Origin of the sequence: Pseudomonas silensiensis (assembly GCF_050434865.1) — a bacterium.
Taxonomy (GTDB): Bacteria; Pseudomonadota; Gammaproteobacteria; order Pseudomonadales; family Pseudomonadaceae; genus Aquipseudomonas; species Aquipseudomonas fluorescens_W.
This window is the reverse complement of record NZ_JBNDJH010000004.1, coordinates 280,630-305,328: the sequence shown is the minus strand read 5'-3', so window position 1 is coordinate 305,328 and position 24,699 is coordinate 280,630. Positions and strand designations below refer to the sequence as shown.

Here is a 24,699-nt window from a genome sequence, read left to right as displayed (position 1 = left end):
AGGCGTTGTGGTGCCCCTGCAATTTGCATACATCCAGCGACAAGTTTGCATTGGCCGACGACGCCAGTAAGAATGCGGCCAATCAATTCAGTATCCGCTGACCCCACTCGCACGCAAGGAGGCACCATGGGTTCTTTGACCTGTATCACTACCGTCGGGCTGATTGTTGCCGGGATGTCGACCATTGCTCACGCCGCGAAACTCGAAGAAGTTGCGCCGTTTCCGAAGCCCGAGAGCGGTTTCGCCCGCCAGGTCATTCACCTTGCCCCGCAGGCTCAGGAAGACAGCTTCCAGGTCGAGGTCCTCGCCGGCAAAACCCTGACCGTCGACTGTAATCGCCAACGCTTGGGCGGCATTCTCGAGGAGAAAAACCTCGAGGGCTGGGGCTACCCGTTCTACCGACTGGAAAAAGTCATCGGCCCGATGAGTACGCAGATGGCCTGCCCTGACGGCAAAAGTAAAAAGGACTTTGTGCCGGTGGTCGGTGACGGTTTCATGCTGCGCTACAACAGCAAACTGCCGATCGTGCTCTACGTGCCCAAAGACGTCGAAGTCCGCTACCGGATCTGGTCGGCGTCAAGCAAGGTCGAGAAAGCCGCCCAGGAATAACCTTCCTATCCCGTTACAGGAGCGCCATTTTGATTACCTGCCACGTCAAATATGTGATCGATCCGTATCAACTCAGCGAATTCGAAGCCTACGCCAAGGCCTGGCTCGGCATCGTCGAGCGTTTGGGCGGTACGCACCACGGGTACTTCCTGCCTTCCGAGGGCGCGAGCAATATCGCCTACTGCCTGTTCAGCTTTCCTTCGCTGGCGGACTACGAAAGCTACCGGCATATCGCGATGACTGACGCCGAAAGCACCGCGCTTGTAGCTTCGCTGGTCGAGAAGAAGTTTATCGTCAGTTACGAGCGGACCTTCCTGCGCCCGCTGCTGGCCTGACACCGCTCACGCCGGGGCGCCGCTCAATGCGGCGCGCTCGGCCACATGGCGCAAACTGTCGAAATTGATATTGGCGCCCGAGTCGATGGCTACCAGTGTCTGACCACACGCACCGGTTTGCGCCACGTATTTCTTGATTCCGGCCACGGCCAAGGCACCGGAAGGTTCGGTGATCGAGCGGGTATCGTCGTAGATATTCTTGATCGCGGCGCAGAGTTCGTCGTTGCTGACGGTCAACACCTCATCGACGCAAAACCGGCAGACTTCGAAACCATAAGCACCGATCTGTGCGACGGCCACACCGTCGGCGAAAGTACCTACGGTTGGCAGGACAACTCGCTCGCCGACCTGTAATGCCGCATGTAAACAGGCGGAATGCTCCGACTCGACGCCGATGATGCGGACTTCAGGTCGCAAGTATTTGACGTACGCCGCGATGCCGGCGATCAGGCCGCCACCGCCGACCGGGACGAAGATCGCGTCCAGTGGACCTTGATGCTGACGCAGGATTTCCATGGCGACGGTGCCCTGCCCCGCGATCACGTCCGGGTCGTCGAAGGGCGAGACAAAGGTGCGACCGGTTTGCTGCGCCAGGTTCAGCGCATAGTCCAGCGCAAACGGAAAACTCTCGCCATGCAGCACGGCATCGGCGCCTCGACTGCGTACGCCCAGCACCTTCAGTTCCGGCGTCGTACACGGCATGACGATAGTCGCCGCAATTCCCAGTTCACGGGCCGCTAATGCCACGCCTTGGGCATGATTACCGGCGGAAGCGGTGATGACCCCGCGAGCCCTTTGCTCATCGCTCAACTGCACCAGTTTGTTGTAGGCGCCGCGGATCTTGAAGGAAAAGGTCGGTTGCAGGTCTTCGCGTTTGAGCAGGATTTGATTACCGAGCGCCTCGGACAACGCTGGCGCCGGTTGCAGCGGCGTACGCACCGCGAGTTCGTACACGGGCGCGGCGAGGATCTTTTTCACGTAGTGCTCAAGCAAGGTCTGCTGGGCGGTGGTGTTGCTCATGGTCGTCTCCTGACTTTGATCGGAGCCCAAGAGACAGAAAGTAAAAACCCGCCTCTAGGGCGGGTTGGGTGCTGCAGTCGTGAGCTAGCCCGCCAAATAAGGAATGGCGGTAATAATGCTTGGCTGGCAGCGCAATACAGTAGAAGTCATGTCCGGAAATTAGCCGGACGCTGATGGCAAGTCAATGGCCAATTTTACTCGGCCTCTGTAGGCTGGCGACTCTGCTCATTGTCCCAAGGAAGGAAACCATGAAGTCTGTCGCCCTGCCCCTCATTGCCCTGATTGCGTTCGCCGGCTACACCGTTTCGGTGATGCTCCAGGCTGAACAGTCATTGATCGACTTCGGCCTCAGCCTGATGTCGCGCCCCGACACGGCGCAGGTGGTGATTGATTTGTACCTGCTGGCGACGCTCGCGGGCATCTGGATGTACACGGATGCACGCAAGCGTGGCCAGTCAGGGTGGACAGTGATTCCTTATCTTTTGATCACCGCACTATTCGTTTCCATCGGGCCGTTGTTGTACTTGGTGGTGCGTGGGCTGCAGGATCGAAAGAAAGCCGTAACAGTCCATCAAGAGACCTGATCCTGGAGTTTTGGGGCGGTGGTTTTTCACTTCAATCCGACTTTGTACAACGCCCCGTCATCCTCATCGGTCAACACATACAAATACCCGTCCGGGCCTTGCCGCACATCGCGAATTCGCTTGTTGAGTTCGCCCAGCAATCGTTCTTCGTGAACGACCTTGTCGCCATCGAACTGCAAGCGGATCAACTCCTGGCTCACTAACGCGCCGATAAACACGTTGTGCTGCCAGGCCTTGAAGCGGTCGCCATCGTAGAACGCCATGCCGCTGAGGCCGGGGGACTTTTCCCAGACATGGTGCGGGGCGACGGTGCCTTCGGCGGTCTTGCCCTTGGCTTCCGGAATCGGCTGGCCGGAATAGTTGATGCCATGGGTTGCCATCGGCCAGCCGTAGTTCTTGCCACGCTCGATGATGTTGATTTCATCGCCACCCTGGGGACCGTGTTCGTTTTCCCAGAGGGTGCCGGTCCAGGGATTGAGCGCCGCGCCTTGCGGATTGCGCTGGCCGTAGGACCAGATTTCCGGGCGTACGCCGGCCTGGCCGACAAAGGGGTTGTCATCCGGCACCTTGCCGTCCGGGTAGATCCGCACGACCTTTCCTTGCAGCTTGTCGAGGTCTTGGGCGGTCGGCCGGTCATTGTTCTCGCCAAGGGTGATGAACAGATAGCCGTCGCGATCGAATACCAGGCGCGAGCCAAAGTGGTTACCGAGTGAAAGCTTGGGCTCCTGGCGAAAGATCACTTTGAAATCCTTTATGGCTGTCAGGTCGTCAGACAGACGTCCGCGACCCACCGCCGTCCCGGCCTTGTCGCCCTCACCGCCACCTTCGGCATAAGACAAGTAGACCGTGCGGTCTTGCTTGAAGTCGGGCGACAACGCGACATCCAGCAAGCCGCCCTGCCCCTTGGCCCAAACCTTTGGCACACCGCTGAGCGGAGCAGAAAGTTTACCGTCGGCGCTGATCACCCGCAGGTTGCCGGGCCTTTCGGTCACCAGCATCCCTTGGCGATCGGGAAGAAACGCCAAGGCCCAGGGATGTTCAAGCCCCTTGGTCATTGTCGTCACCTCGAGGGTGCCCTGTTCGCTTTTGAAATTCTGGGTTGGCGCTGCGAAAACGGGCGCCGTGACAGTGATCAGTGCGCTGGCACACAGTGTGGCCAGAAGGGTTTTACGCAACATGCACGATTCCTTTTGTCGTTTGAATGGCTGGCAAGAACGCTGTTGTGCCGTTCAACGGTTGCTGGTGCCTGAGTCTCGAGGAGGTGGATTGGGAATGAATTTCGGTGGAGTGGCGGAAGGCGAGCGATCCTGGGGATAGCGGTTGCCGATGCCACCATTATCAAGCGTCGGTGGCCGCGGCACGGGCACTGTGTTTGGGCCTCGGATGGCCGGCGCGCTGGGTTGCGTGCCTTGCATGCTGTTGGGATTGGCCCGGCGAATCGGACTGTTGTAAGGATTGCTGGTGTGGCCCGTCGGGCTCTGGGCCAACAGCAGTGAAGAAGGTGGCGATGCGGTGTTAGCCTGGGCCAGATGGCTCAGCACGCCACTCAACGCCAACGCGGTGCAGCCGAGCACAAATCTGTTCATGGGGAGCCTCTCGCCATCAGCGTGGATAGGAACTTCGATATCACGCTACGCCCGGGGTTCGGATTTGTTAACTAAAACCTCCTTCACAAGATGTAACACGAGTTGACACGACCGCCGATACGCCCGCAGGACCGGGTCGCAGCCCGCGGAAACTTTTACACCGCGTCACAGGTCACCTGAACATCACTCGCGAGAAGACGACCATGGCACGGGCAATCTGGAAAGGCGCGATCAGTTTCGGTCTGGTGCATATCCCTGTGGCGCTGGTCTCGGCGACGTCCTCGCAAGGGGTGGATTTCGACTGGCTCGACAGCCGCAGCATGGACCCGGTGGGCTACAAGCGCGTCAACAAGGTCACCGGCAAGGAAGTGACCAAGGAACACATCGTTAAAGGTGTGCAGTATGAGAAGGGTCGGTATGTGATCCTCAGTGAAGAGGAAATCAAGTCGGCGCACCCGCTGTCCACTCAAACCATCGACATCTTTTCCTTTGTCGACAGCGACCAGATTCCCCTGCAAAACATCGATACGCCCTACTACCTCGCGCCGGACAAACGCGGCGGCAAGGTCTATGCGCTGTTGCGCGAAACGCTAAGCAAAACCAATAAAGTCGCCCTCGCTCATGTTGTGCTGCACACGCGCCAGCACCTCGCCGCGCTGATGCCGCTGGAATCGGCAATGGTCTTGGTGATGCTGCGCTGGCCCGCCGAAGTGCGAAGTCTGGATACGCTGGAGTTGGGCAGTGAAGTCACCAAGCCCGAACTGGCCAAAGGTGAACTCGATATGGCCAAACGATTGGTTCAGGACATGAGTGCCGACTGGAAACCCGAGGACTATCGCGACAGTTTTGAAGACAAGATCATGGCGCTGGTCGAGAAGAAGGCTAATGAAGGCAAGATTGAGGATGTCGAGACTGCGACGGGTGAAGAGGAACGCAAAACCGCGGATGTTATTGATTTGACCGAGCTGCTCAAACGTAGCCTTGGCGGTAAGAGCACGGGGAAAACGAAGCCGGCCGCAAACAAAAAAGCCACGAAGACTTCTCGTGGCTGATTGATGATTTTGCGGTGAATGTCAGGCCCTCTTCGCGAGCAGGCTCACTCCTACAGGTGATCGCGATTAACTGTGGGAGCGGGCTTGCTCGCGAAGGCGTCATACGCCACAACGCGGAAATCAGATCAGCACCAAAATCGCCAGCAAACCACCAAAAATCGCCCACTTCTCCAGGTAATACAGCTTGCGATTGCGCTTCTTGAGCGCTTTGCCGCGAAGGCGAATCTTGTAGATTTTGGCGAACAAGCGGTTGATAGCGCCGGTCTTGTCACTCGAATCGTTCGGTGCGCCCGCCGCCGACATCACATTACGGCTGAACCAGCCATTGAACGCCGCCGCCCAGCGATACTTCATCGGCCGCTCAACGTCGCAGAACAGAATGATGCGGTTCTGCTCGGTGGTGTTTTCGGCGTAATGAATGAAGGTCTCATCGAACATGACCGCTTCACCGTCACGCCAGTGGTAGTGCTCGCCATCGACGTTGATGTAGCAACCGGCATCGTTCGGCGTTTCCAGGCCCAAGTGATAGCGGTAGGAACCGGCATACGGATCGCGATGACGGACCAGTTTCGAACCCGGGGGCAATTCGGCGAACATCGCAGCCTTGATCGAGCCGATGCTTTGCACCAGTTCGGTGGTGCGCGGGCAGAGTTTCATGGCCGAAGGATGGCTGTCGCCGTACCACTTCAGGTAGAAACGTTTCCAGCCAGTCTTGAAGAACGAGTTGAAGCCGACGTCGTCGTATTGATTCGAGCGCTTGATCTCCCCGGCCCTGAGCAGGTTTCGGCCCTCGGCGCGAATTTCTTCCCAGTGGTCCTGCAACGGACTCAGATCAGGAAAGTCGGCCGGGTTGAGATAAGGCTTGTTGGGGATTTTCGAGAACATATAAAGGAAGCAGTTGATCGGCGCCAAAAATGTCGAGTGGTCGCTCAGTTGGCGGCCCAGCTTGTGGCGCACACGTCCGCGCAAGTGGACGTACGCAATGGATACAACGTAAATAGCGGCAATGATCAATTTCACAACAAATCGTCACACGTCAGAAGTGAACATACTGCGTCCCTTGCCGGCCAATCGGCCCAAAGGTCTTGTGCAGCGTCTGAATACGAAATAGCGCTCCCGAATGGCGCGTCCTTGAGCCTGTGCCGCCTGTCGGCATCAGTTGATAGATGGCATTTTAGCCACAGTTTGTAACCAATAGTTAACCTTCAGATGTGAAAATCTGTCCACTGATGCTGCCAAAGTGGCCGTGCGGCCCTAACGCCCTATCGTTTAAAGAGCCAGACCAGTACAATCGCCGCCAAACATTACGCGCCCCCCTTGGTTGATGACGGGAATGAACCCCGTCTCAGCGCACTTCGACTCGGGCCAAGCGCTCCATATGCTGCTGTCCACTTATTGCCAGATGGACCTTCCGCTTCTGACCGGGATGCATTTCCTGTGGTTCGAAAACCGGAAACGGGTACTGAATCGGTACTGCCGCAACCCTAGCTACTCTGAATGCTTCGCAGGAAAAACCTTTGATCTCTACAGCTAACATCACGATGCAGTTCGGCGCCAAGCCGCTATTCGAAAACGTTTCGGTCAAATTCGGCGCGGGCAACCGCTACGGCCTGATCGGCGCCAACGGTTGCGGCAAGTCGACTTTCATGAAAATCCTCGGCGGCGACCTCGAGCCGTCCGGCGGCCAGGTCATGCTCGAGCCGAACGTGCGTCTGGGTAAATTGCGCCAGGACCAGTTCGCTTACGAAGAATTCACCGTGATCGATACCGTGATCATGGGCCACGAAGAACTGTGGAAGGTCAAGGCCGAGCGCGACCGTATCTACTCGCTGCCGGAAATGACTGAAGAAGACGGCATGGCCGTGGCCGAGCTGGAAACCGAGTTCGCCGAAATGGACGGCTACACCGCCGAATCCCGTGCTGGCGAACTGCTGCTGGGCCTGGGTATCGGCATCGAGCAGCATTTCGGCCCGATGAGCGAAGTGTCCCCGGGCTGGAAACTGCGCGTATTGCTGGCTCAGGCGCTGTTCTCCGATCCTGAAGTGCTGTTGCTCGACGAACCGACCAACCACCTGGACATCAACACCATCCGCTGGCTGGAAAACATTCTGACCCAGCGCTCCAGCCTGATGATTATCATCTCTCACGACCGTCACTTCCTGAACAGCGTGTGCACCCACATGGCTGACCTGGATTACGGCGAGCTGCGCCTGTTCCCGGGCAACTACGACGAGTACATGACCGTGGCGACCCAGTCCCGCGAGCAACTGCTGTCGGACAACGCCAAGAAGAAAGCACAGATTTCCGAGCTGCAATCGTTCGTCAGCCGCTTCTCGGCCAACGCCTCGAAAGCCAAGCAGGCCACTTCCCGCGCGAAGGCGATCGACAAGATCCAGCTGGCCGAAGTCAAGCCTTCGAGCCGTGTGAGCCCGTTCATCCGTTTCGAACAAACCAAGAAGCTGCACCGTCAGGCGGTCATCGTCGAGCGCATGGCCAAAGGCTTCGACGGCAAGACACTGTTCAAGGACTTCAGCTTCCAGGTTGAAGCTGGCGAACGCGTGGCGATCATCGGCCCGAACGGTATCGGTAAAACCACCCTGCTGCGCACCCTGGTCAACGAACTGACCCCGGATGCCGGTACCGTGAAGTGGACCGACGCCGCGGAACTGGGCTACTACGCCCAGGACCACGCGCACGACTTCGAAGACGACTGCAACCTGTTCGACTGGATGGGCCAATGGACCCAGGGCGGCGAGCAAATCGTTCGCGGCACCCTCGGCCGGATGCTGTTCTCCAACGACGAGATCCTCAAGTCGGTCAAGGTCATCTCCGGTGGTGAGCAAGGTCGCATGCTGTTCGGCAAGCTGATCCTGCAAAAGCCGAACGTGCTGATCATGGACGAACCAACCAACCACTTGGACATGGAATCCATCGAGGCGCTGAACCTGGCGCTGGAGAACTATCCGGGCACGCTGATCTTCGTCAGCCACGACCGTGAGTTCGTATCGTCCCTGGCCACCCGCATCATCGAGTTGAGCCCTAGCGGCGTGATCGACTTCAGCGGCACTTATGACGACTACCTGCGTAGCCAGGGCGTTGTGTTCTAAGTAAGCCTGCTTCAATAGAAAGCCCTGTCCTGGTGACAGGGCTTTTTGCATTTCAGGATTTAATAATTCTGTGGTGCTGAAACCTTCGTCGGAACGCCGCCCGGAGCCGGCTCGCTCCTACAGTGGATTGCGGTCACCTGTAGGAGTGAGCCTGCTCGCGATGAAGCCCAGAAGTGCAACGAATATAGTTAGCCTGCTTTCTTTTATTTCATGCCCGCGCCATGATGCAGTTCTCCTACCGCCGCCCGCGAACGAGCCCTCATGTCTGTGCAGCAACTGCCCCCACAAAGCTCCATGGCGATCACTCGGCAGATCGTCTCCATCGTCTTTTATACCTTTATTGCCTTCCTCTGCATCGGCCTGCCGATTGCGGTATTGCCAGGCTACGTCCACGAGCAGCTCGGTTTCAGCGCGATCATCGCGGGGCTGACCATCGGCTCGCAGTACCTGGCCACCCTGCTCAGCCGCCCGATGGCCGGGCGCATGTCGGACAACATCGGCACCAAGCGAGCGATTGTTTACGGCTTATCGGGGATTGTGTTGAGCGGCGTGCTGACGCTGATCTCAACGCTGCTGCAAAGTTTTCCGTTGCTGAGCCTGGTGGTCCTGATCGCCGGCCGCTTGTTGCTGGGCGTTGCCCAAGGCTTGATCGGGGTCGGCACCATCAGTTGGTGCATGGGTCAGGTGGGGGCTGAACATACCGCGCGCTCGATCTCCTGGAACGGCATCGCCTCCTATGGCGCCATCGCCATTGGTGCGCCGCTGGGCGTGGTGATGGTGGGCGAGCTGGGGTTCGCCAGTCTTGGGATCGCGCTGTCGGTGCTGGCGCTGGCGGCGCTGTTGCTGATCCGAAACAAACCCTCGGTGCCGGTGATTCGCGGCGAGCGCCTGCCGTTCTGGGCGGTGTTCGGGCGAATTGCACCGTTCGGCGCGAGCCTGAGCCTCGCCTCCATCGGTTACGGCACCTTGACCACTTTTATTACCCTCTATTACGTCAGTCGTGGCTGGGCCGGTGCGGCTTACTGCCTGACGGTGTTTGGCGTGTGTTTCATTCTGGCGCGATTGCTATTCATCTCCAGCATCAGCCGTTTCGGTGGATTCACCTCGGCCATTGCCTGTATGAGCATTGAAACGGTGGGCCTTGCATTGCTATGGCTTGCACCTTCGACCGGTTATGCACTGATCGGCGCAGGCCTGACCGGGTTCGGTCTGTCGCTGGTGTATCCGGCGTTGGGGGTCGAAGCGATCAAGCAAGTGCCCAATTCCAGTCGCGGGGCGGGACTGAGTGCTTACGCGGTGTTTTTCGATCTGGCGCTGGCGATTGCCGGGCCATTGATGGGCGCGGTGGCGTTGAACCTGGGGTACACGTGGATTTTCTTTAGCGCGGCGTTGTTGTCGGTAGCAGGATTGGGCCTGACGCTGTTGTTGAAACGTCGTGCGATGAACGCCTGATTATTGATCCGCCGTCTGCATTCCTGCCCGGGTCGGTTTGCTCAGCGCGTGAGAGAAGAAACGCCCGGCTTCGGACACCATGTTGCGATGGATGTCTTTGCGATCGACGCCATCGGCATCGGTACACAGCGCCGGCATGGCGAGGATCTGCTCTTCATTGCAAGGCGCCAGGAACACAAAGTGCCCTGCCCCCGCCAGCAACTTGAAGTCCGGTGCGATCGGCAGTTTGCGCGCCAGGGCGGCGGCATTTTTGTCGAACGCCACCAGTTTGTCGCCGTCGCCGCTGTAGAGCAGCACCGGCACATGCACGTCGGCCAGGGTATGGCGGCCAAACTTCAGGCTCAGCGGCGCCATGAGCAGCAAGGCGCGCACCCGCGGGTCAGCCACCGGTTGCAAGTCATCACGGTCAGCAATCAATTCGCCCTGGGTGTTGCAGGCATCGTGGTCGTCCGGGCGTTCCTGACAGTAACGGCGCAGACGGTCCAGGTCTGGTGTCGCGCCGGACAGAATCAGCGCCGTCTCCCCACCCGCCGAATAGCCGATCACACCGACCTGATCGGCATTGACGAAGGGCGCGAGCATACGATCGCCGAGTGTCGCGGTAATAGCTTCGGAAATCTGGATGGGCCGACCGTAAAGGTTACTTAACGTACCAAGGCGGCTGTGGTCTTTGGAGTTGTCACCGGGGTGGATCACCGCCACCACCACAAACCCTTTGCGTGCCAGCGACGTGGCCAGGTCGTGCAAGGCCAGCGGGGTTCCGGTGTTGCCGTGGGACAGCATCAGCATCGGGAAACGGCCGATGGCGACTCGGGTGTCTTCGCCCGCTTCGACCGTGTAGCCCTCGAGGATGCTGGAGTGCTCCTTGTCACTGGAGGGGTAGAAGGCGATGGCGCGCATCGGCTGCAAGTCCAGAGGGTCGAGAAAGCTCATCTCATGGAAGCCGACGCTCCAGCGAGGCTGCGGCACAGGCGCGGCGTGCACTGAATTCAGGCTGCTGAGCAGGCAAATCAGTAAGGTTGCACAAAGACGCACCATGGGAGGCTCCACCTGGCTACTGACCGGGGACGTTAACCCTCGACTGCATAACTCGGGCCACTGTTTAATGAAATTCCGAAACAGCCAGAAACAAAAAACTCTGTATCTGGCACTTGCGTGATCAGAATACAGAGTTTTTTGAATGTTGCTCGAGCTGTTTGATTTTCTTTACAGAAGCCTTACGCAGCGGCGAACAACTGCTCGCTGATTTGCGTGTGAGCGTCGCTCATGGCTTTGGTGCGGACTTCGTCGCCGTAGGCAAGACCATGGGCACGGACGAACTCGATGTCAGTGATGCCGATGAAGCCGAACAGCACTTTCAAGTACTCCTCGTGAGCAACGCCAGTCGCCTGACCCGCATGCAGACCGCCGGAAGTCGATACGATCACGACTTTCTTGCCACCGCACAGGCCTTCAGGGCCGGCTTCGGTGTAACGGAAGGTCTGACCGGCAACGGCGATGCGGTCGATCCAGGCCTTGAGTTGGGTCGGGATGGTGAAGTTGTACATCGGAGCTGCAATCACCACGGCATCGGCGGCGAGGAATTCGGCCAGGGTGGTGGCGCTCAGCTCGGCTTCGTGTTGCTGCGCGGCGTTGCGCAATTCAGCGGCGGTGCCGGCGGCAACCAGGGTGGTGGCGGAGAAATGGCTGATGGAATCGGCGGCCAGGTCGCGGTAGCTCACCACGGCGGTCGGCTCGGCGGCTTGCCAGGCTTTAACGACTTCGCTACTCAGCTGACGGGAAGCCGAGTTGTCACCAAGAATGCTCGAATCGATATGCAGCAGTTTCATGTGGGATCTCCAGGTGAGGATCGCTACGAGGCGATCTGATGGGGAGAATCCTACAGGCGAAACCAATAGCTGATTAGACTGCAACAATGCGATAGTTCGTCCCACTGATAGAACAATCGAGCTCGCACCATGCAAGATCTCAATGATCTCTACTACTTCGCCAAGGTGGTTGAAGCCGGTGGCTTCGCGGCGGCCGGGCGTTTGCTCGGCATTCCCAAGTCGCGGTTGTCGCGGCGCATCGCCGAGCTCGAAGAGCGTCTCGGCGCGCGCCTGCTGCAACGCACCACCCGACAACTGAAGTTGACCGCCGTGGGTGAACGTTACCTGCGGCACTGTCAGGCGATGCTGCTGGAAGCCGAGATGGCCGATGAAGCCGTCGCCAGCATGTCCAGCGAACCTCGGGGGCGCTTGCGGGTGTCCTGCCCCGTCGGTCTGGCCCATGAGATGTTGCCGACGGTGATCAGCAAATTTCTTGAAAAGTACCCTCAGGTTCAACTGGAAGTCATGCTGCTCAATCGCCGCGTCGACCTGGTGACCGAGGGCGTCGATGTGGCGCTGCGGGTGCGTGAGTTGGGCGATGAGGATCCGCTGCTGGTCACCCGACGTTTGCGCCAGGCGCAGATGGCAATGGTCGCCAGCCCTGGTTTTTTGCACGGACGTGAAATCAGCCACCCCGAAGACCTGAAAAACCTGCCCGTGCTCGGCGCCCTGGAAGCCGACCGCCTGGTGCATATCCGTATGCTCGACCAACAGGGCAAAAGCTGCGATCTCACCCTCGAAGCGCGATTAGGCATCGATGACTTTATCGTGCGCAAGGCCTGCACCCTCGCCGGCCAGGGTTTTACCATGCTGCCGATGATGTATTGCGAGCAGGAACTGGAAAACGGCTCGCTGGTGCAATTGCTGCCCGATTGGTCGCTGCCTGGCGGCTGGCTGCAAGCGGTCTACCCTCATCGGCGCGGGGTGATGCCGGCCGTACGCGCCTGGCTCGACCATTTGATCGAATCATTCAATGCCTGTGGGGACCGACTGATATGAAGGCTGGACGTATGAGCGAAGAGGATGTCGCGCAATTCTGTCTCGCGCTGCCGGGTGCGCGGGAAGACTACAAATGGGGTGGCGTACGGGTGTTTTCGATTGCGGGGAACAAGATGTTCGCCTTACAGAATCTGCGGGGCGAATCCCTGGCGTTCAAGGTCGACAAGGACTTGTTTCTCGGTCATTGCGACCGCCCGGGAATCCGCCCGGCGCCGTATCTGGCGCGGGCTCAGTGGATCATCATGGAAACGCCCTACCCGCTGGGCCCTGAAGAGCTGCAAGGCTTGTTGCAGCGTTCCCATCAATTGGTGGTGAGCAAGCTGCCCAAGCGCACCCAGGTCGGACTGCTGCTTTAAAACAGCGCGAACAGATGGGCGCCGAGAAACAGCTGGTCGATCCAGAACACCTGATGCATCAGCACGATGATCCAGAACACCAATTGAAACGAGAGCTTTCGCGTCTTGTGCCGAAACACCTGTTGGGCCAGTAAGGCACCCGGCCAGCCGCCGGCGAGTTCCAACGCATGCAGCACGTTCTCGGGTGTGCGCCAATCGTCGGCGCGCGCCTTGCGCTTGTCGCTCCAGTACAGCAAGAACGCCAGCAGGCTGACGACCCCGTACGCAGCCAAGGGAATCACGGAAACCCCGCGCAGCCACAACGACATCGAGCCGTACAGCGGCAGCGCGCACAGGACCGCAAACACCGACAGTTTCAGCCGAAGATTGCGGATCTCTCCACCGGCCTTGTTGCGCGCGCTGCCATCATTCATGGCTTGACCGCGGTCCAGTCGACCCAGCCGAACTGCCAGGTGGCCAGGATGACCAGGCCGAACGCGATGCGATACCAGGCAAACGCTGCGTAGCTGTGGCTGGCGATGAACTTGAGCAAGCCCTTGACGGCAATCATTGCAAAGATGAACGCGGTGACGAAGCCGATTGCGAACACCGGAAAATCCGACGGGACGAACAGGTGGCGGTATTTGTAGCCCGAGTAAACGGCCGCGCCGACCATGGTCGGCATCGCCAGGAAGAACGAGAACTCAGTAGCGGTCTTGCGCGACAGCCCGAACAACAAGCCACCAATGATGGTCGAGCCGGAACGCGAAGTTCCGGGAATCATTGCCAGGCACTGGGCGAAGCCGACTTTCAGGGCGTCTTTCCAGGTGATGTCATCAACCGTTTCGGCATGCACTTCATGCTGACGCTTTTCGGCCCACAACATGATGATCCCGCCCACAACCAACGCCGTCGCGACGGTGATCGGGTTGAACAGGTATTGGTGGATCAAATCGGAAAAAATCACCCCCAATACCACGGCCGGCAGGAAGGCGATCAGCAGGTTCGCGGTAAAGCGTCGAGCGCTCGGCTGCGTCGGCAAACCGATAACCACATCGAAAATCTTGCGGCGAAACTCCCACACCACCGCCAGAATCGCCCCCAACTGAATAATGATGTTGAAGGCCATGGCCCGTTCGCCGCCGAAGTCGAGCAGGTCAGCCACGATGATCTGGTGGCCGGTACTGGAAATCGGCAAAAACTCCGTCAGCCCTTCTACAACCCCAAGTATCAATGCCGAAAAGGCAGTCCAAAGATCCATCAATCCCCCAAGAAGCCATGCGCCACGGCATGCCCCGTTAATATTTGTTCAGAACGTTTACTGCGATCAGCCTAGCTGAAGTCCCGCGCGCACAGGATCCAGACGGAACCATCAAAATTCCGTGAAAAATCAACTTGGACTCAGGTTTTTCCGCGCGGGGCCGAAATCCTATCAGACAAGCCCGATTAGCGCTGCCGCGTTATTGGACTTGGGTCGGATATGACCGATCGGCAAAGTGTGGTTGGATGCTGGCGATCATTTATTACAAGAAAAAGAAACCGGAGTGACAGCGTTATGAACAGCTTGCGCAGTATGTCGATCAGCCGACGTTTGTGGCTCATCTTGATCGTGGCCGTCCTGATGCTATTGACGTTGGGCGTCTTGATGCTCAAGCAGATTCACGATGACCTGTACCACGCCAAGGCTCAGAAAACCCAGCATGTGGTGCAAACCGCCAGTGGCATTCTGACCTATTACCACGACCTCGAAACTGCCGGCACCCTCACCCGCGACGCTGCGCAGAAGCAGGCATTGAGCGCCGTTCGTGGTTTGCGTTATGACCAGAACGACTACTTCTGGATCAATGACCTGACGCCGGTGATGATCATGCACCCGGCCAACCCGAAGCTCGATGGCCAGAACCTCTCGGCGATTCGCGACCCGGACGGTTTTGCCCTGTTTAACGAAATGGTCGCCGTCGCCAAGTCCAAGGGTGCCGGCACCATCGACTATCGCTGGCCAAAACCGGGCGCCAGCGCGCCTGTAGAAAAAACCTCCTACGTCAAACTGTTCGAGCCTTGGGGTTGGGTGATCGGTTCGGGCGTGTATATCGATGACATGCAGGCCGAGTTCTATGGCCAGGTCTGGAAGGCCTCGTTCATAGGGCTGGTGATCGCCCTGATCATGGCGCTGCTGGTGATCCTGATTGCCCGCAGCATCGTGCGTCCACTGCAGGAAACCGTGAACGCCATGGCCAACATCGCCAGTGGCGAGAGCGATCTGACCCGCAGCCTCGATACCCATGGCCAGGATGAAGTCACGCAACTGGCACGCCACTTCAACGCCTTCACCGCCAAGCTGCGACTGGTGATCAGGGAACTGCAAGTGTCCGCCAGTGCCCTGGGCCAGTCTTCCAGCGAACTGGGCAACGACGCCGCGCAGGCCCAGCAACGCAGTCAGCAACAGTCCCAGCAAATGGAACTGGTGGCCACGGCAATCAATGAAGTGACGTATGGCGTACACGACGTCGCGAAAAACGCCGAGCACGCCGCCAGCGAAATGCGCGATGCCGAGTCTCAGGCGCAGCAAGGCCAGGTCAACATCGATGGCAGCCTGCAACAGATCGACAAGCTGTCGTCGACCATCGACCAGGCGGTGGAAGTGATTCGTACCCTGGCCGCCGAAAGCACGCAGATCGGCAGCGTCCTCGAAGTGATCCGCTCCATCGCCGAGCAAACCAACCTGCTGGCCCTCAACGCGGCCATCGAAGCCGCCCGGGCCGGCGAGCAAGGTCGGGGTTTTGCGGTGGTGGCCGACGAAGTGCGACTGCTGGCCCAGCGTACCCAGAAGTCCACGGCCGAGATCCAGTCGATGATCGAACGCCTGCAAAGTCACTCCGAAGCGGCGGTCAAAGTGATCAGCGACAGCAGCCGTGCTTCGCAGTTGACCATCGAACAGGCCGGCCTGGCCGGTGCAAGCCTGAATGCCATTGCCCAGGCGCTGCGCAACCTCAACGGATTGAACGCCTCCATCGCCAGCGCAACCTTGCAACAGGCGCATGTGGTCGAGGACATTAACCAGAACGTCACCCAGGCGGCCGGTTTGTCCCACAGCACGGCGCTGGCGGCCGAACAGTCGAGCGTGGCCAGCGTTCACCTGAAGGAATTGAGTGAGCAATTGAACGGGCTGCTCAAGCAGTTCCGGGTGTAACCATAGATGTAGCAGCTGCCGAGCCTGCGAGGCTGCGTTCGGCTGCGAAGCAGTCGTGAAATCAGATACCGCGGTGTGTCAGAAAGAACTTGCATACCGGTTTGGCGACTGCTTCGCAGCCGAACGCAGCCTCGCAGGCTCGGCAGCTGCTACAAGAGGGGGCGCACGCCGGTTCTACTTGGCAGCGCCTGCCGTTACAATCCGCCCCCTCTTCGACTTTTCCCCAAGGAACCTCCATGTCCGGGCTTGAACTGTTCGCCGCTGCCCTCGGTGTCATTGCCGTCTGGTTGACGGTCAAACAGAACCCCTGGTGCTGGCCGATCGGTCTGGTCATGGTGCTGCTTTATAGCTGGATCTTTTTTGAGGTGAAGCTCTACTCGGACATGCTCCTGCAGGTGATCTACGCCGCATTGCAGCTCTATGGCTGGTGGCAATGGACGCGTGCGGGGGACGCGCGCCATGGTCGGCAGGTCAGCCTGCTCGACGGAAAATCGGTCGCTATCAGTCTGGTCATCGGAGCGGTCGGCAGTCTGTTGCTGGGCGCTGCAATGGCGAACTGGACCGATGCCGCACAACCCTGGCTCGATGCGGCACTGACTGGCTTCAGCCTGGTGGCGCAGTTATGGATGGCGCAAAAACGCGTTCAATGCTGGCCGCTGTGGTTCACGCTGGATGTGATCTTCGTCGGGCTGTTTATCTACAAAGGCCTGTACCTGACCGCCGGGCTCTACGCGCTGTTCGCAATGATTGCCGTGCAAGGCTGGCGGGAATGGCGGGCCGATCCGGCGTTGCGCACATGAAAGTCCTGGTACTCGCAGGCCCCGAATCCAGCGGTAAAAGTTGGCTGGCAGCCGAGTTACAACAGCATTTCGGCGGGGTCCTGGTAGACGAATATGTACGCTGGTTCATCGAACAAAACCCACGAGACACCTGCCTGGCCGACATTCCGGAAATCGCCCGAGGGCAGCTGAAATGGGAGGACGAAGCACGCGCCCGACAGCCACATTTGCTGATTCTCGACACTCACTTGCTGAGCAACATCCTCTGGAGCCAGACCTTGTTTGGCGCCTGCCCGACGTGGATCGAGCAAGCATTGCTGGCACGGCACTACGACCTGCATTTGCTGCTGAGTCCTGAAACCGTGGCCTGGCATGACGACGGGCAGCGTTGCCAACCGCAACTGGCAGAACGCCAGGCGTTTTTCCAGGCCAGCCGCCAATGGCTTGACCTGCACCACCAGCCTTTCCAGGTGCTGCAAGGTGATTGGCAACAACGCAAGGACACAGCCTTCGAGGCCGTGATGCGCCTGCTCAAAGCCTGACAGCGCTACCGCGTCCTGTCGAAAACGTCCACTCCTGAAACACCAACCCCTGCGCAAACCCGCGAGCTAAAGCGGCTAAAGCACTCCAGCAAGAATATGTTAAGCCACTGATACAACCTGCCTTCAGCGCCCTTAGCGAGCAATATCGCCTGCTTGGACGGCGTTTTTGCGTGGATCTGTCTCAGAGGCGTTACAAAACTTATTGACCACCTCGACAATTAAAGCCAAGCCACTGTTTTCAATAGATAAACGAAAACCGGCACACCTTCTGCTCTCTTCCTCGCAACGCTATAAGGGCCAGCGTTCCACTTACAGAAGGAATTGCCGCTGTGGGGAAACTTGAAAACAACTTCTTTAGCCTCCTGCTGATCGGATGCGCATTGGGCTCAAGTGTTTGCCTGCCTGTACAAGCTGACAACGGCATCATCATTATCAAACGCGATGTTCAGCCGCGCATGGCAACGCGTGCGCCGATAATTCCCGATCCGAGTCCCACGACTGCCAATGCCAACCCGTCCAAACAAATCCTCAGTCAAACGAACGAGTTGAGCGACGGCGACTTTGCCGGTGTCGCCAGTGGTGCAGGCATCTCCCGCCTGGTCACTCAAAACACCAACAACCTGGGCGGCAATATCAGCAACCAGACCCAGCTTTCCAACCTCCCCGCCGGACGTTCGGGAAATGCCGGCAACGGTATTGCCAACATGGTCAATTCAAGCGTCCAGCAAGGCCTGGGTGCTCTGAAAGTCATAACGGGAGACCGTTAAGATGAATCGTACGCTGCTGATTATCGCCATGTTTTGCAGTGCATCGACCTTTGCCCAATCTCCCGTCATCAACAATGCCGAAATCGACGGTTCGGGCGCGCAGTACCAAGGCAACCTCGGGGTCAACCAGGCCGCCGGCGATTTACAGCAACAGGCTAACGCCCGGGCTATCGCCGTGGGCCATGGAGCCAGCGCGACCACACAGATCCGCCAACGGCTGCGTACGGTGGTCGACCCCAGGATCGATGCTCGATCCAGCATTCAAGGCGACTCCTTCAGCCACGGCAACGGCGTACTGGGCGTCAACCAGAGCGCGGGCGCCAGCAACCAGCAAGCCAATGCCGTGCGAATAAGCATTGGCGCACAGCCGCAAAGCATCGACGACAGCGTCCTCAGGCAACAGAACGTGACGCTGATCATCAACTCCGATCCAACTGACTCTGAACCAGGCTATCGCCAGATCGCTACCAGCGATCAGGCCTTCACCGGTAGCCGTGGGGTGATTCAGTTGAATCAGAGCGCCGGGGTGGGAAACCGAACGGCCAATACCCTGAGCGTACGGGTCACGGACTGACCCAAACAGGTAGGTACAACACTTAACCTAAAATAAGTACGGAGAACCACCATGAAACCTTCGATGGCAATAAAACCTCTGGTTTTTGCAATCGCTGCGGTCTTGGCTGTTGCTGCACAAGCTGGACAGAACGATCGGCGTGGTCACCATCACAATGGCCACCACACTCCTCCTCCAACAGTGATCCATACCGACGCGACCGCCACTGCGCACGACAGGCAGACCAGTACCGGCAACCGCATCTACAACGAAGGGACTGAGAACTCAGCCGAGATGAGCAGCTCTGCCTCAGGCGCGAGCGGCAACGTCGGCGTCAACGTGGCAGCAGGCGCCGGCAACCAACAAGACAACGCGGCCGCCATCGCAAACGCCGGTTCCACCTCCAGCCTCGATAACAGCTTCGTGTTCGGCAATGCCGACGCCAGCGCTCGAGTCACGCAATACAGCAACAACAACAAGGTGTGGAACTACGGCACTCAAAACTCTGCTGTGATGAGCGGATCGGCCGATGGCAGCAGCGGTAATATGGGGGTCAACATTGCTGGTGGCGACCTTAACCAACAGAAAAACACCATGGCAATTGCCAACTCCAACGCCCCGTTGGGTAACGCAACAGCCAGCGCCTCTGCCAATCAAAGCGGTCCTGGCCTGACAGTGAATAACAACGCTGATCGGACCTATCGCGTAGATACCATTACGGTAACTAAAACGGCCAGCGGCAGTTTCTCTAAAGATAAGTCGTTCGAGGTTAGCGGCAGTGAAAGCGCTTCTTCGAGCTGGTCCGCGTCCGGTGCCAAGAGCTCTAATTCCGCCGGTTCCCTTAGCGTTGATATAAGCGGTTCGAAGAGCAGCAATGCGAGCGGTTCCAACAGCAGTTCTGCGAGCGGTTCTAACAGCAGTTCTGCAAGCGGTTCCAACAGCAGCAGTGCAAGCGGTTCTTCGAGTGCATCCCTGGATGCTTCCTTGACCGCTAATTTGGACGCTGCTGCGGCGGCTTCCCATTCCACTACCGTCAACAATGGCTATGGCGATCGCACCCGCAGCAGGAGTTCCGAAGCATCGCTTACCGCATCGCTTGACGCATCGCTTAGCGTATCGGTAGACAAATCGTTCGATAAATCGCGCGAATCCTCGTTCGACAGATCTCACGACTCCTCGTTCGACAAGTCTCGTGAATCTGCGTACAACAAATCGCGCGATTCGTCGTTCGAAAAATCGTTCGATAAGTCGTTCGAGAAATCGAACTCCTCCTCGTTCGAAAAATCGGCCAGTAAATCGTCCGAATCCGAGTTCGCAAAAGCGGGAAGCTTCAGTGAAAGCAGTTCATTTGATTTGAGCAACACCTACTCCTATCAAGTGCTGACTCCAACTGGCTGGGCTAACCCTGTGACCAACACTGCAACCCTGAGCGGTTCGGTGAATGGTGGCAGTGGCAACCTGGGCGTCAACGTGGCTGCCGGTGTGGGTAACCAACAAAGCAACTCGCTGTCCATTGCCAACCAGTCGTTCTAATTGTTGTCTCTTGAGGCCCCCTTACGGGGGCCTTTTTCAACACAACCAGAAGGGCGTCCCACTATGCGCATAATCGCCTTGGCATTTTTGCTTTGCGTGGCCAGTGTGATCGAGGCTGCACAACTGCCGCTTTCCGTCTTGCCGGGCGGCGCGGTGGTGTATAAGCCGATCCAGAGCATCCGCGAGCGTAAATTTGCCGACCTGGTGCAACAGAAAACCGACTTCAGTTGCGGCGCGGCTGCGCTGGCGACCGTATTGCGCCAGGCCTATTGGCTGGACGTGAACGAAGAACAAATCATCGAAGGCATGCTGGCACACTCCGATCAGGATCTTGTCCGCGTCCAGGGCTTTTCCATGCTCGACATGAAGCGCTACGTGGAAAGTATCGGCATGCGGGCCCGTGGCTACCGGGTAGCGACGGAAACGTTGAGCCAGATCAGAATTCCGGTGGTGGTGCTCATGGATATCCGTGGCTACAAACATTTTGTGGTCATGCAAAGAGTCCATGAGGGCTGGGTCTATATCGGAGATCCGGTACTCGGTCATAAACGTTACAAAGTCGACGACTTTGTTAAAGGCTGGAACGGCATCATCTTTGCCGTGATCGGCCAGGGCTACGACAAAACCAATGCGTTGCTCACCCCCCCGCTACCACTGACCGCCAAGAACCGCATCAACACCTTCAGCCCGGTGCAAGACGCAGAGTTGATGGATTTCGGATTCATCCAAAGCGACTTCTTCTAATAGCAAGGGAGCACGACGCTCCGGGAGCATTCCAATGAAGACTCCAATCTGGCTGGCCGTGGTTTGCCTGGCCGCCAGCCTGCCGACCCAGGCACAGACGTTCAAACCCATTGAACTGAATGATCAGGAACTGTCGATCTTGCGAGGCCGCTATGTGATGCCGGGACGGATCGTCAGTTTCGGCATTGTCATGACCAGCACTTGGCAAAATGCCAACGGTGAAGTGATCGGGGCAACTTCCTCGATGCAAATTCAACAATCGACCCTCCAGCCACAGTTCTATGTATCGATGATCGACGAAAAAGGTAATGGTTCGGCGAGTTCGCAAGGCACCGGCACCGTCACTGGCGGCAACGGCCTCAACAGCACCGAAGGCGTTACTCAAGTCGTGCGCGCTGCCGGCGACCATAATACTGCCTACAACAACGTTGATATCAACGTCACAAAGGGTAACCAGGCACCCACAACGCAACAGCAGGGCCAGGCACTGGGCGCAGGCCAGACGTTGGTCGGCGCCAATGGCGCGGGCTCGCTGAGCGTTTCCTCGACCGGTACCGGTGTGCAACTCAACATCGTGGCCAACAACAACCAGGGCAGTACCGTACAACGCCTTGCCCAAGGTGGGCTGATGCAGAATGCGACGTTGCTCGGCGGTGGCAACCAGGTCCGCAACTTCACGTCCCTCAATGTCGTGCTGCGTGACAACGTGGCGACAACCGGATCGCTGAACGGCAACCTGGACCAGCTTAAAGGTCTTCGCACTCAAGGATTCTGATCTACGCTCAGTCTCATCAGATGTACTCAGAAGGGACGGCTAACCCATGCACCGATCGTTAACGTTCAGAGCTATCGTTTGTTTGAGTAGCCTGGCCCCGGCGACACTGCTGTACGCAGCACCGGACCCCCAGGTCGAGATACTAAAACAAGAACTCATGGAGTTGAAACAGCGTTACGAAGCACAACAGAACGCGCTGATGGTACTCGAGCAACGCGTTCGCCAAGTCGAAGAAACACCGGCGCCACCGCCTCCCAAACGCCTGACCAAATCCCCTGCGGAACCGACCAGGGGTGCCCAGACGGTGGCCGCCGGTGCGCCGGGAACCACAGGCAGTTCATACGGCCAATCGCTCAAGGATGATTCGGAGCCTGCGCAAAGCGTTTCCAACCTGTATGACGAAGCCAGCGGCTTCTTCGGTGGCGGCAAGTTCAGTTTCGAAACCGGCCTGACCTACACGCACTACGATACCCGTGCGTTGGTACTTAACGGGTTCCTGGCACTGGACTCGATTTTCCTCGGCAACATCAACCTCGACCGTATCAAGGCCGACAACTGGACACTGGACCTGACTGCCCGCTACAACACGGGGCAACGCTGGCAGTTCGACATTAACGTCCCCGTGGTTTATCGCGAATCAACGTACTCCTCCGGTGGCGCTGGTGGCGCAGGCCCGGTGACGTCGGACGCAACCGTTACCCGCGACCCGACCATCGGCGATGTGAACGTTGGTGTTGCTTACAAGTTTCTGGATGAGTCGGCCAATCTGCCCGACGCGGTCGTTACACTGCGCGTCAAGGCCCCGACCGGTGATGACCCTTACGGCATCAAGCTGGTCAATGATCCGTCCAACGATAACCTCTCGGTACCCGAGGACTTGCCTACCGGCAATGGTGTCTGGTCGATCACCCCGGGTATCTCGCTGGTCAAGACCTTCGACCCGGCCGTACTGTTCGGCAGCCTGGCCTACACCTACAACATGCAAGACTCTTTCAGCGACATCAGCCCTCAGGTCAACTCCAAGGTGCCCGGGGACGTGAAACTGGGCGATTCCTGGCAGGTCGGCGCTGGTATTGCATTCGCCTTGAACGAGAAGATGAGTATGTCGTTCTCGTTCACCGATCAGTTCGCCCGCAAGAGCAAGATCAAGCCGGACGGAGGTGATTGGCAATCGATTACCAACAGCGACTACAACTCGGCCAACTTCAACATCGGCATGACCCTGGCAGCAACCAATAACCTGACAATCGTTCCCAACCTGTCCATCGGTCTGACCGACGACTCGCCAGACTTTTCCTTCAGCCTGAAATTCCCGTATTACTTCTAATCCACAACAACAAAGCCCCGCCGCGACTTCAATCCCGGCGGGGCTTTTTTGTTGTTTGCGTCTAACGTATCTGATGCTTGTGCAACAAACGGTAGAAGGTAGGCCTGGATATCCCCAGCACCTTGGCGGCGATGCTCAAATTATCGCTGTGGCGGTTAAGTACATCGCACAAGGCCTGGCGTTCTGCCCGGTGTTTGTAGTTTTCCAGTGTGCCCATCGGCGCGGCAATGGCCTGCTGGCTGATCAGCCCCAGGTCTCGCGCTTCGATCTGACGGCCTTCGGCCAGTACCAACCCGCGACGTACCCGGTTGGCCAGCTCACGCACATTGCCCGGCCAGTCATGCTTGCCCATGGCAATCAACGCGTCTTCACTGAAGCTGCGCGGACGGCGGCCGGTTTCATGGCTGTAGAAATGGGAAAAGTGGTTGGCCAGCATCGACAGATCGCCATTGCGCTCACGCAGCGGCGCGGTCGCGACCTGCAACACGTTCAGGCGATAATACAAATCTTCGCGAAAGCGTTTCTTCTCGATCGCGGCCTCAAGATCGACATGGGTCGCAGCCAACACCCGCACATCCACGGGAATCGGCTGACTGCCGCCCACCCGCTCGATGTGTTTTTCCTGGAGGAAACGCAACAGGTTCGCCTGCAGCTCCAGGGGTAGATCACCGATTTCGTCGAGAAACAGCGTGCCGCCGTTAGCCGCTTCGATCCGCCCGACCTTGCGTTGATGGGCGCCAGTAAAAGCCCCCTTCTCGTGGCCAAACAGTTCGGACTGGATCAAGTGTTCGGGAATTGCGCCGCAATTGATCGCGACAAAGGGTTTGCTGTGACGTTGGGATTGTCGATGGAGCGTGCGGGCGACCAGTTCTTTACCGGTACCGCTTTCACCACGGATCAATACCGGAGACTCGGTGGGCGCCAGTTTGCTCAGCAACTTGCGCAGTTCACGAACGGGTTTGCTGTCGCCAAGTAGCTCGTGTTCAGGCTGATCAATGTGAACCGTGCCCTGCCCACGCAAGCGTGCCATCCCGAATGCCCGGCCCAGCGTCACCTGAACCCGGGACACATCGAATGGCAAGGTATGGAAATCGAAAAACCATTCGCAGACAAAGTCCCCGACATTCTGCAATCGCAGGACTTCCTGGTTGAGTACGGCGATCCACTCGGTACCGCTACGGCTGATCAGCTCTTTGACGGCTTCCGGGCGTTCGAGGTGAAAAGGCTGTAAACGCAACAGGCCGACATCGCAGGTTTTGTCGGCAACGTTTTCCAGGGTGCAACTGTCAACGTCCCAACCCACAGAGCGCAAAACCGGCAGCAGACGATGGCAGTCGTCGCAAGGATCCACTACTAACAGACGTCGTAACGCAGGCGCTTCGATCATGACTGTTCCTTGGCGCCAAATTTATCAAATATTATTAAAAACAGTCGTTTGGCGGGCCTGGCTGTAACGTTAGCAATAATTTGACGTGACCTTGTACCGTTTGACTATAGAGCAGTTGCGTTATTAGTTATAAGAAGCGATTTAGTTAGTGACCT

The 24,699-nt window shown here is 58.1% G+C and carries 25 protein-coding genes and 1 pseudogene; 17 read left to right on the top strand and 9 right to left on the bottom strand.

The genetic code is table 11. From position 1 onward, the window contains the following. The first annotated feature begins 126 nt into the window (after positions 1–126). Together eco and QF010_RS08030 are read left to right on the top strand one after the other, a co-directional pair. Positions 127–609, top strand: a complete 483-nt coding sequence (gene eco / locus QF010_RS08035) for a serine protease inhibitor ecotin (protein WP_033055036.1) — start codon at positions 127–129, stop codon at positions 607–609. Positions 610–638: 29 nt separating this feature from the next. Further along, a complete protein-coding gene (locus tag QF010_RS08030; RefSeq protein ID WP_033055038.1) occupies positions 639–944 on the top strand; it encodes an NIPSNAP family protein in 306 nt (101 codons plus the stop codon). A gap of 24 nt (positions 945–968) precedes the next feature. On the opposite strand, the pseudogene ilvA reads toward QF010_RS08030, so the two are convergent. After that, a pseudogene (ilvA, locus tag QF010_RS08025) lies at positions 969–1,964 on the bottom strand (threonine ammonia-lyase, biosynthetic); the annotation flags it as partial. A gap of 248 nt (positions 1,965–2,212) precedes the next feature. Between ilvA and QF010_RS08020 the strand changes: the two are divergent. Then, on the top strand, positions 2,213–2,548 hold the full coding sequence (locus QF010_RS08020) for a DUF2834 domain-containing protein (RefSeq protein WP_429532828.1): 336 nt from the start codon (positions 2,213–2,215) through the stop codon (positions 2,546–2,548). A 26-nt stretch (positions 2,549–2,574) separates the two neighbouring features. Here QF010_RS08020 and QF010_RS08015 read toward each other — a convergent pair whose 3' ends face one another. Continuing rightward, entirely contained in the window at positions 2,575–3,726 is a 1,152-nt protein-coding gene (locus QF010_RS08015) for a PQQ-dependent sugar dehydrogenase (RefSeq protein WP_429532827.1), read from the bottom strand. A 51-nt stretch (positions 3,727–3,777) separates the two neighbouring features. After that, positions 3,778–4,134, bottom strand: coding sequence for a hypothetical protein (locus tag QF010_RS08010; protein WP_033055042.1), 357 nt, complete (start codon positions 4,132–4,134; stop codon positions 3,778–3,780). 203 nt (positions 4,135–4,337) lie between these two features. Between QF010_RS08010 and ku the strand changes: the two genes are divergently transcribed. After that, positions 4,338–5,186, top strand: coding sequence for a non-homologous end joining protein Ku (gene ku / locus QF010_RS08005; protein WP_429532826.1), 849 nt, complete (start codon positions 4,338–4,340; stop codon positions 5,184–5,186). A gap of 120 nt (positions 5,187–5,306) precedes the next feature. On the opposite strand, the gene lpxO is transcribed toward ku, so the two are convergent. Beyond that, on the bottom strand, positions 5,307–6,206 hold the full coding sequence (gene lpxO / locus QF010_RS08000; RefSeq protein ID WP_429509825.1) for a lipid A hydroxylase LpxO: 900 nt from the start codon (positions 6,204–6,206) through the stop codon (positions 5,307–5,309). 497 nt (positions 6,207–6,703) lie between these two features. Here lpxO and QF010_RS07995 point away from each other — a divergent pair, with 497 nt between their 5' ends. Together QF010_RS07995 and QF010_RS07990 are read left to right on the top strand one after the other, a co-directional pair. Next, the gene (locus QF010_RS07995; RefSeq protein WP_080943075.1) at positions 6,704–8,293 is read left to right on the top strand and encodes an ABC-F family ATPase; all 1,590 of its coding nucleotides are present in this window, start codon (positions 6,704–6,706) and stop codon (positions 8,291–8,293) included. A gap of 261 nt (positions 8,294–8,554) precedes the next feature. Beyond that, entirely contained in the window at positions 8,555–9,745 is a 1,191-nt protein-coding gene (locus tag QF010_RS07990; RefSeq protein ID WP_033055046.1) for an MFS transporter, read from the top strand. Here the strand turns inward: QF010_RS07990 and QF010_RS07985 are convergent, their stop codons facing one another. Together QF010_RS07985 and QF010_RS07980 are read right to left on the bottom strand one after the other, a co-directional pair. After that, a complete protein-coding gene (locus QF010_RS07985) occupies positions 9,746–10,783 on the bottom strand; it encodes an alpha/beta hydrolase family protein (protein WP_033055047.1) in 1,038 nt (345 codons plus the stop codon). A 179-nt stretch (positions 10,784–10,962) separates the two neighbouring features. Next, the gene (locus tag QF010_RS07980; protein WP_429532825.1) at positions 10,963–11,574 is read right to left on the bottom strand and encodes an FMN-dependent NADH-azoreductase; all 612 of its coding nucleotides are present in this window, start codon (positions 11,572–11,574) and stop codon (positions 10,963–10,965) included. A 129-nt stretch (positions 11,575–11,703) separates the two neighbouring features. Here QF010_RS07980 and QF010_RS07975 point away from each other — a divergent pair, with 129 nt between their 5' ends. Next, positions 11,704–12,612 carry a LysR substrate-binding domain-containing protein gene (locus QF010_RS07975; RefSeq protein WP_033055051.1) on the top strand — a complete coding sequence of 303 codons (909 nt, stop codon included), beginning with the start codon at positions 11,704–11,706 and terminating at the stop codon, positions 12,610–12,612. After that, positions 12,609–12,968: an MmcQ/YjbR family DNA-binding protein gene (locus QF010_RS07970; protein ID WP_008149946.1), complete on the top strand. Its 360-nt coding sequence runs from the start codon at positions 12,609–12,611 to the stop codon at positions 12,966–12,968. The genes QF010_RS07975 and QF010_RS07970 overlap by 4 nt, the downstream gene beginning before the upstream one ends. Here QF010_RS07970 and QF010_RS07965 read toward each other — a convergent pair. Next, on the bottom strand, positions 12,965–13,381 hold the full coding sequence (locus QF010_RS07965) for a DUF1294 domain-containing protein (protein WP_429532824.1): 417 nt from the start codon (positions 13,379–13,381) through the stop codon (positions 12,965–12,967). The two genes, QF010_RS07970 and QF010_RS07965, sit on opposite strands and share 4 nt — an antisense overlap. Further along, positions 13,378–14,208, bottom strand: coding sequence for an undecaprenyl-diphosphate phosphatase (locus QF010_RS07960; RefSeq protein WP_033055054.1), 831 nt, complete (start codon positions 14,206–14,208; stop codon positions 13,378–13,380). The genes QF010_RS07965 and QF010_RS07960 overlap by 4 nt, the downstream gene beginning before the upstream one ends. Before the next feature lie 294 nt (positions 14,209–14,502). On the opposite strand from QF010_RS07960, the gene QF010_RS07955 reads away from it, so the two are divergent. The 9 genes from QF010_RS07955 to QF010_RS07915 all read left to right on the top strand — a co-directional run bounded on the left by QF010_RS07955 (position 14,503) and on the right by QF010_RS07915 (position 23,157). After that, positions 14,503–16,137, top strand: a complete 1,635-nt coding sequence (locus QF010_RS07955) for a methyl-accepting chemotaxis protein (RefSeq protein ID WP_033055055.1) — start codon at positions 14,503–14,505, stop codon at positions 16,135–16,137. Positions 16,138–16,373: 236 nt separating this feature from the next. After that, complete coding sequence (pnuC, locus tag QF010_RS07950; RefSeq protein WP_429532823.1) at positions 16,374–16,937, top strand: nicotinamide riboside transporter PnuC; 564 nt, start codon at positions 16,374–16,376, stop codon at positions 16,935–16,937. Continuing rightward, positions 16,934–17,458 (top strand): AAA family ATPase, encoded by a 525-nt coding sequence (locus QF010_RS07945; protein ID WP_429532822.1) that lies wholly within the window; start codon positions 16,934–16,936, stop codon positions 17,456–17,458. Before pnuC ends, QF010_RS07945 begins: the two co-directional genes overlap by 4 nt. A gap of 329 nt (positions 17,459–17,787) precedes the next feature. Then, complete coding sequence (locus QF010_RS07940) at positions 17,788–18,225, top strand: hypothetical protein (protein ID WP_033055058.1); 438 nt, start codon at positions 17,788–17,790, stop codon at positions 18,223–18,225. 1 nt (position 18,226) lies between these two features. Next, positions 18,227–18,799, top strand: coding sequence for an adhesin (locus QF010_RS07935; RefSeq protein WP_429509811.1), 573 nt, complete (start codon positions 18,227–18,229; stop codon positions 18,797–18,799). 51 nt (positions 18,800–18,850) lie between these two features. Continuing rightward, positions 18,851–20,311 (top strand): autotransporter outer membrane beta-barrel domain-containing protein, encoded by a 1,461-nt coding sequence (locus tag QF010_RS07930; RefSeq protein ID WP_033055060.1) that lies wholly within the window; start codon positions 18,851–18,853, stop codon positions 20,309–20,311. A 63-nt stretch (positions 20,312–20,374) separates the two neighbouring features. After that, entirely contained in the window at positions 20,375–21,055 is a 681-nt protein-coding gene (locus QF010_RS07925) for a C39 family peptidase (protein WP_033055061.1), read from the top strand. Between the two features lie 34 nt (positions 21,056–21,089). Next, entirely contained in the window at positions 21,090–21,830 is a 741-nt protein-coding gene (locus QF010_RS07920) for a hypothetical protein (RefSeq protein WP_429509810.1), read from the top strand. A 46-nt stretch (positions 21,831–21,876) separates the two neighbouring features. Then, positions 21,877–23,157 carry a transporter gene (locus tag QF010_RS07915; protein WP_033055063.1) on the top strand — a complete coding sequence of 427 codons (1,281 nt, stop codon included), beginning with the start codon at positions 21,877–21,879 and terminating at the stop codon, positions 23,155–23,157. Between the two features lie 61 nt (positions 23,158–23,218). On the opposite strand, the gene QF010_RS07910 is transcribed toward QF010_RS07915, so the two are convergent. Then, positions 23,219–24,544 carry a sigma-54 dependent transcriptional regulator gene (locus tag QF010_RS07910; RefSeq protein ID WP_033055064.1) on the bottom strand — a complete coding sequence of 442 codons (1,326 nt, stop codon included), beginning with the start codon at positions 24,542–24,544 and terminating at the stop codon, positions 23,219–23,221. Positions 24,545–24,699: the final 155 nt, after the last annotated feature.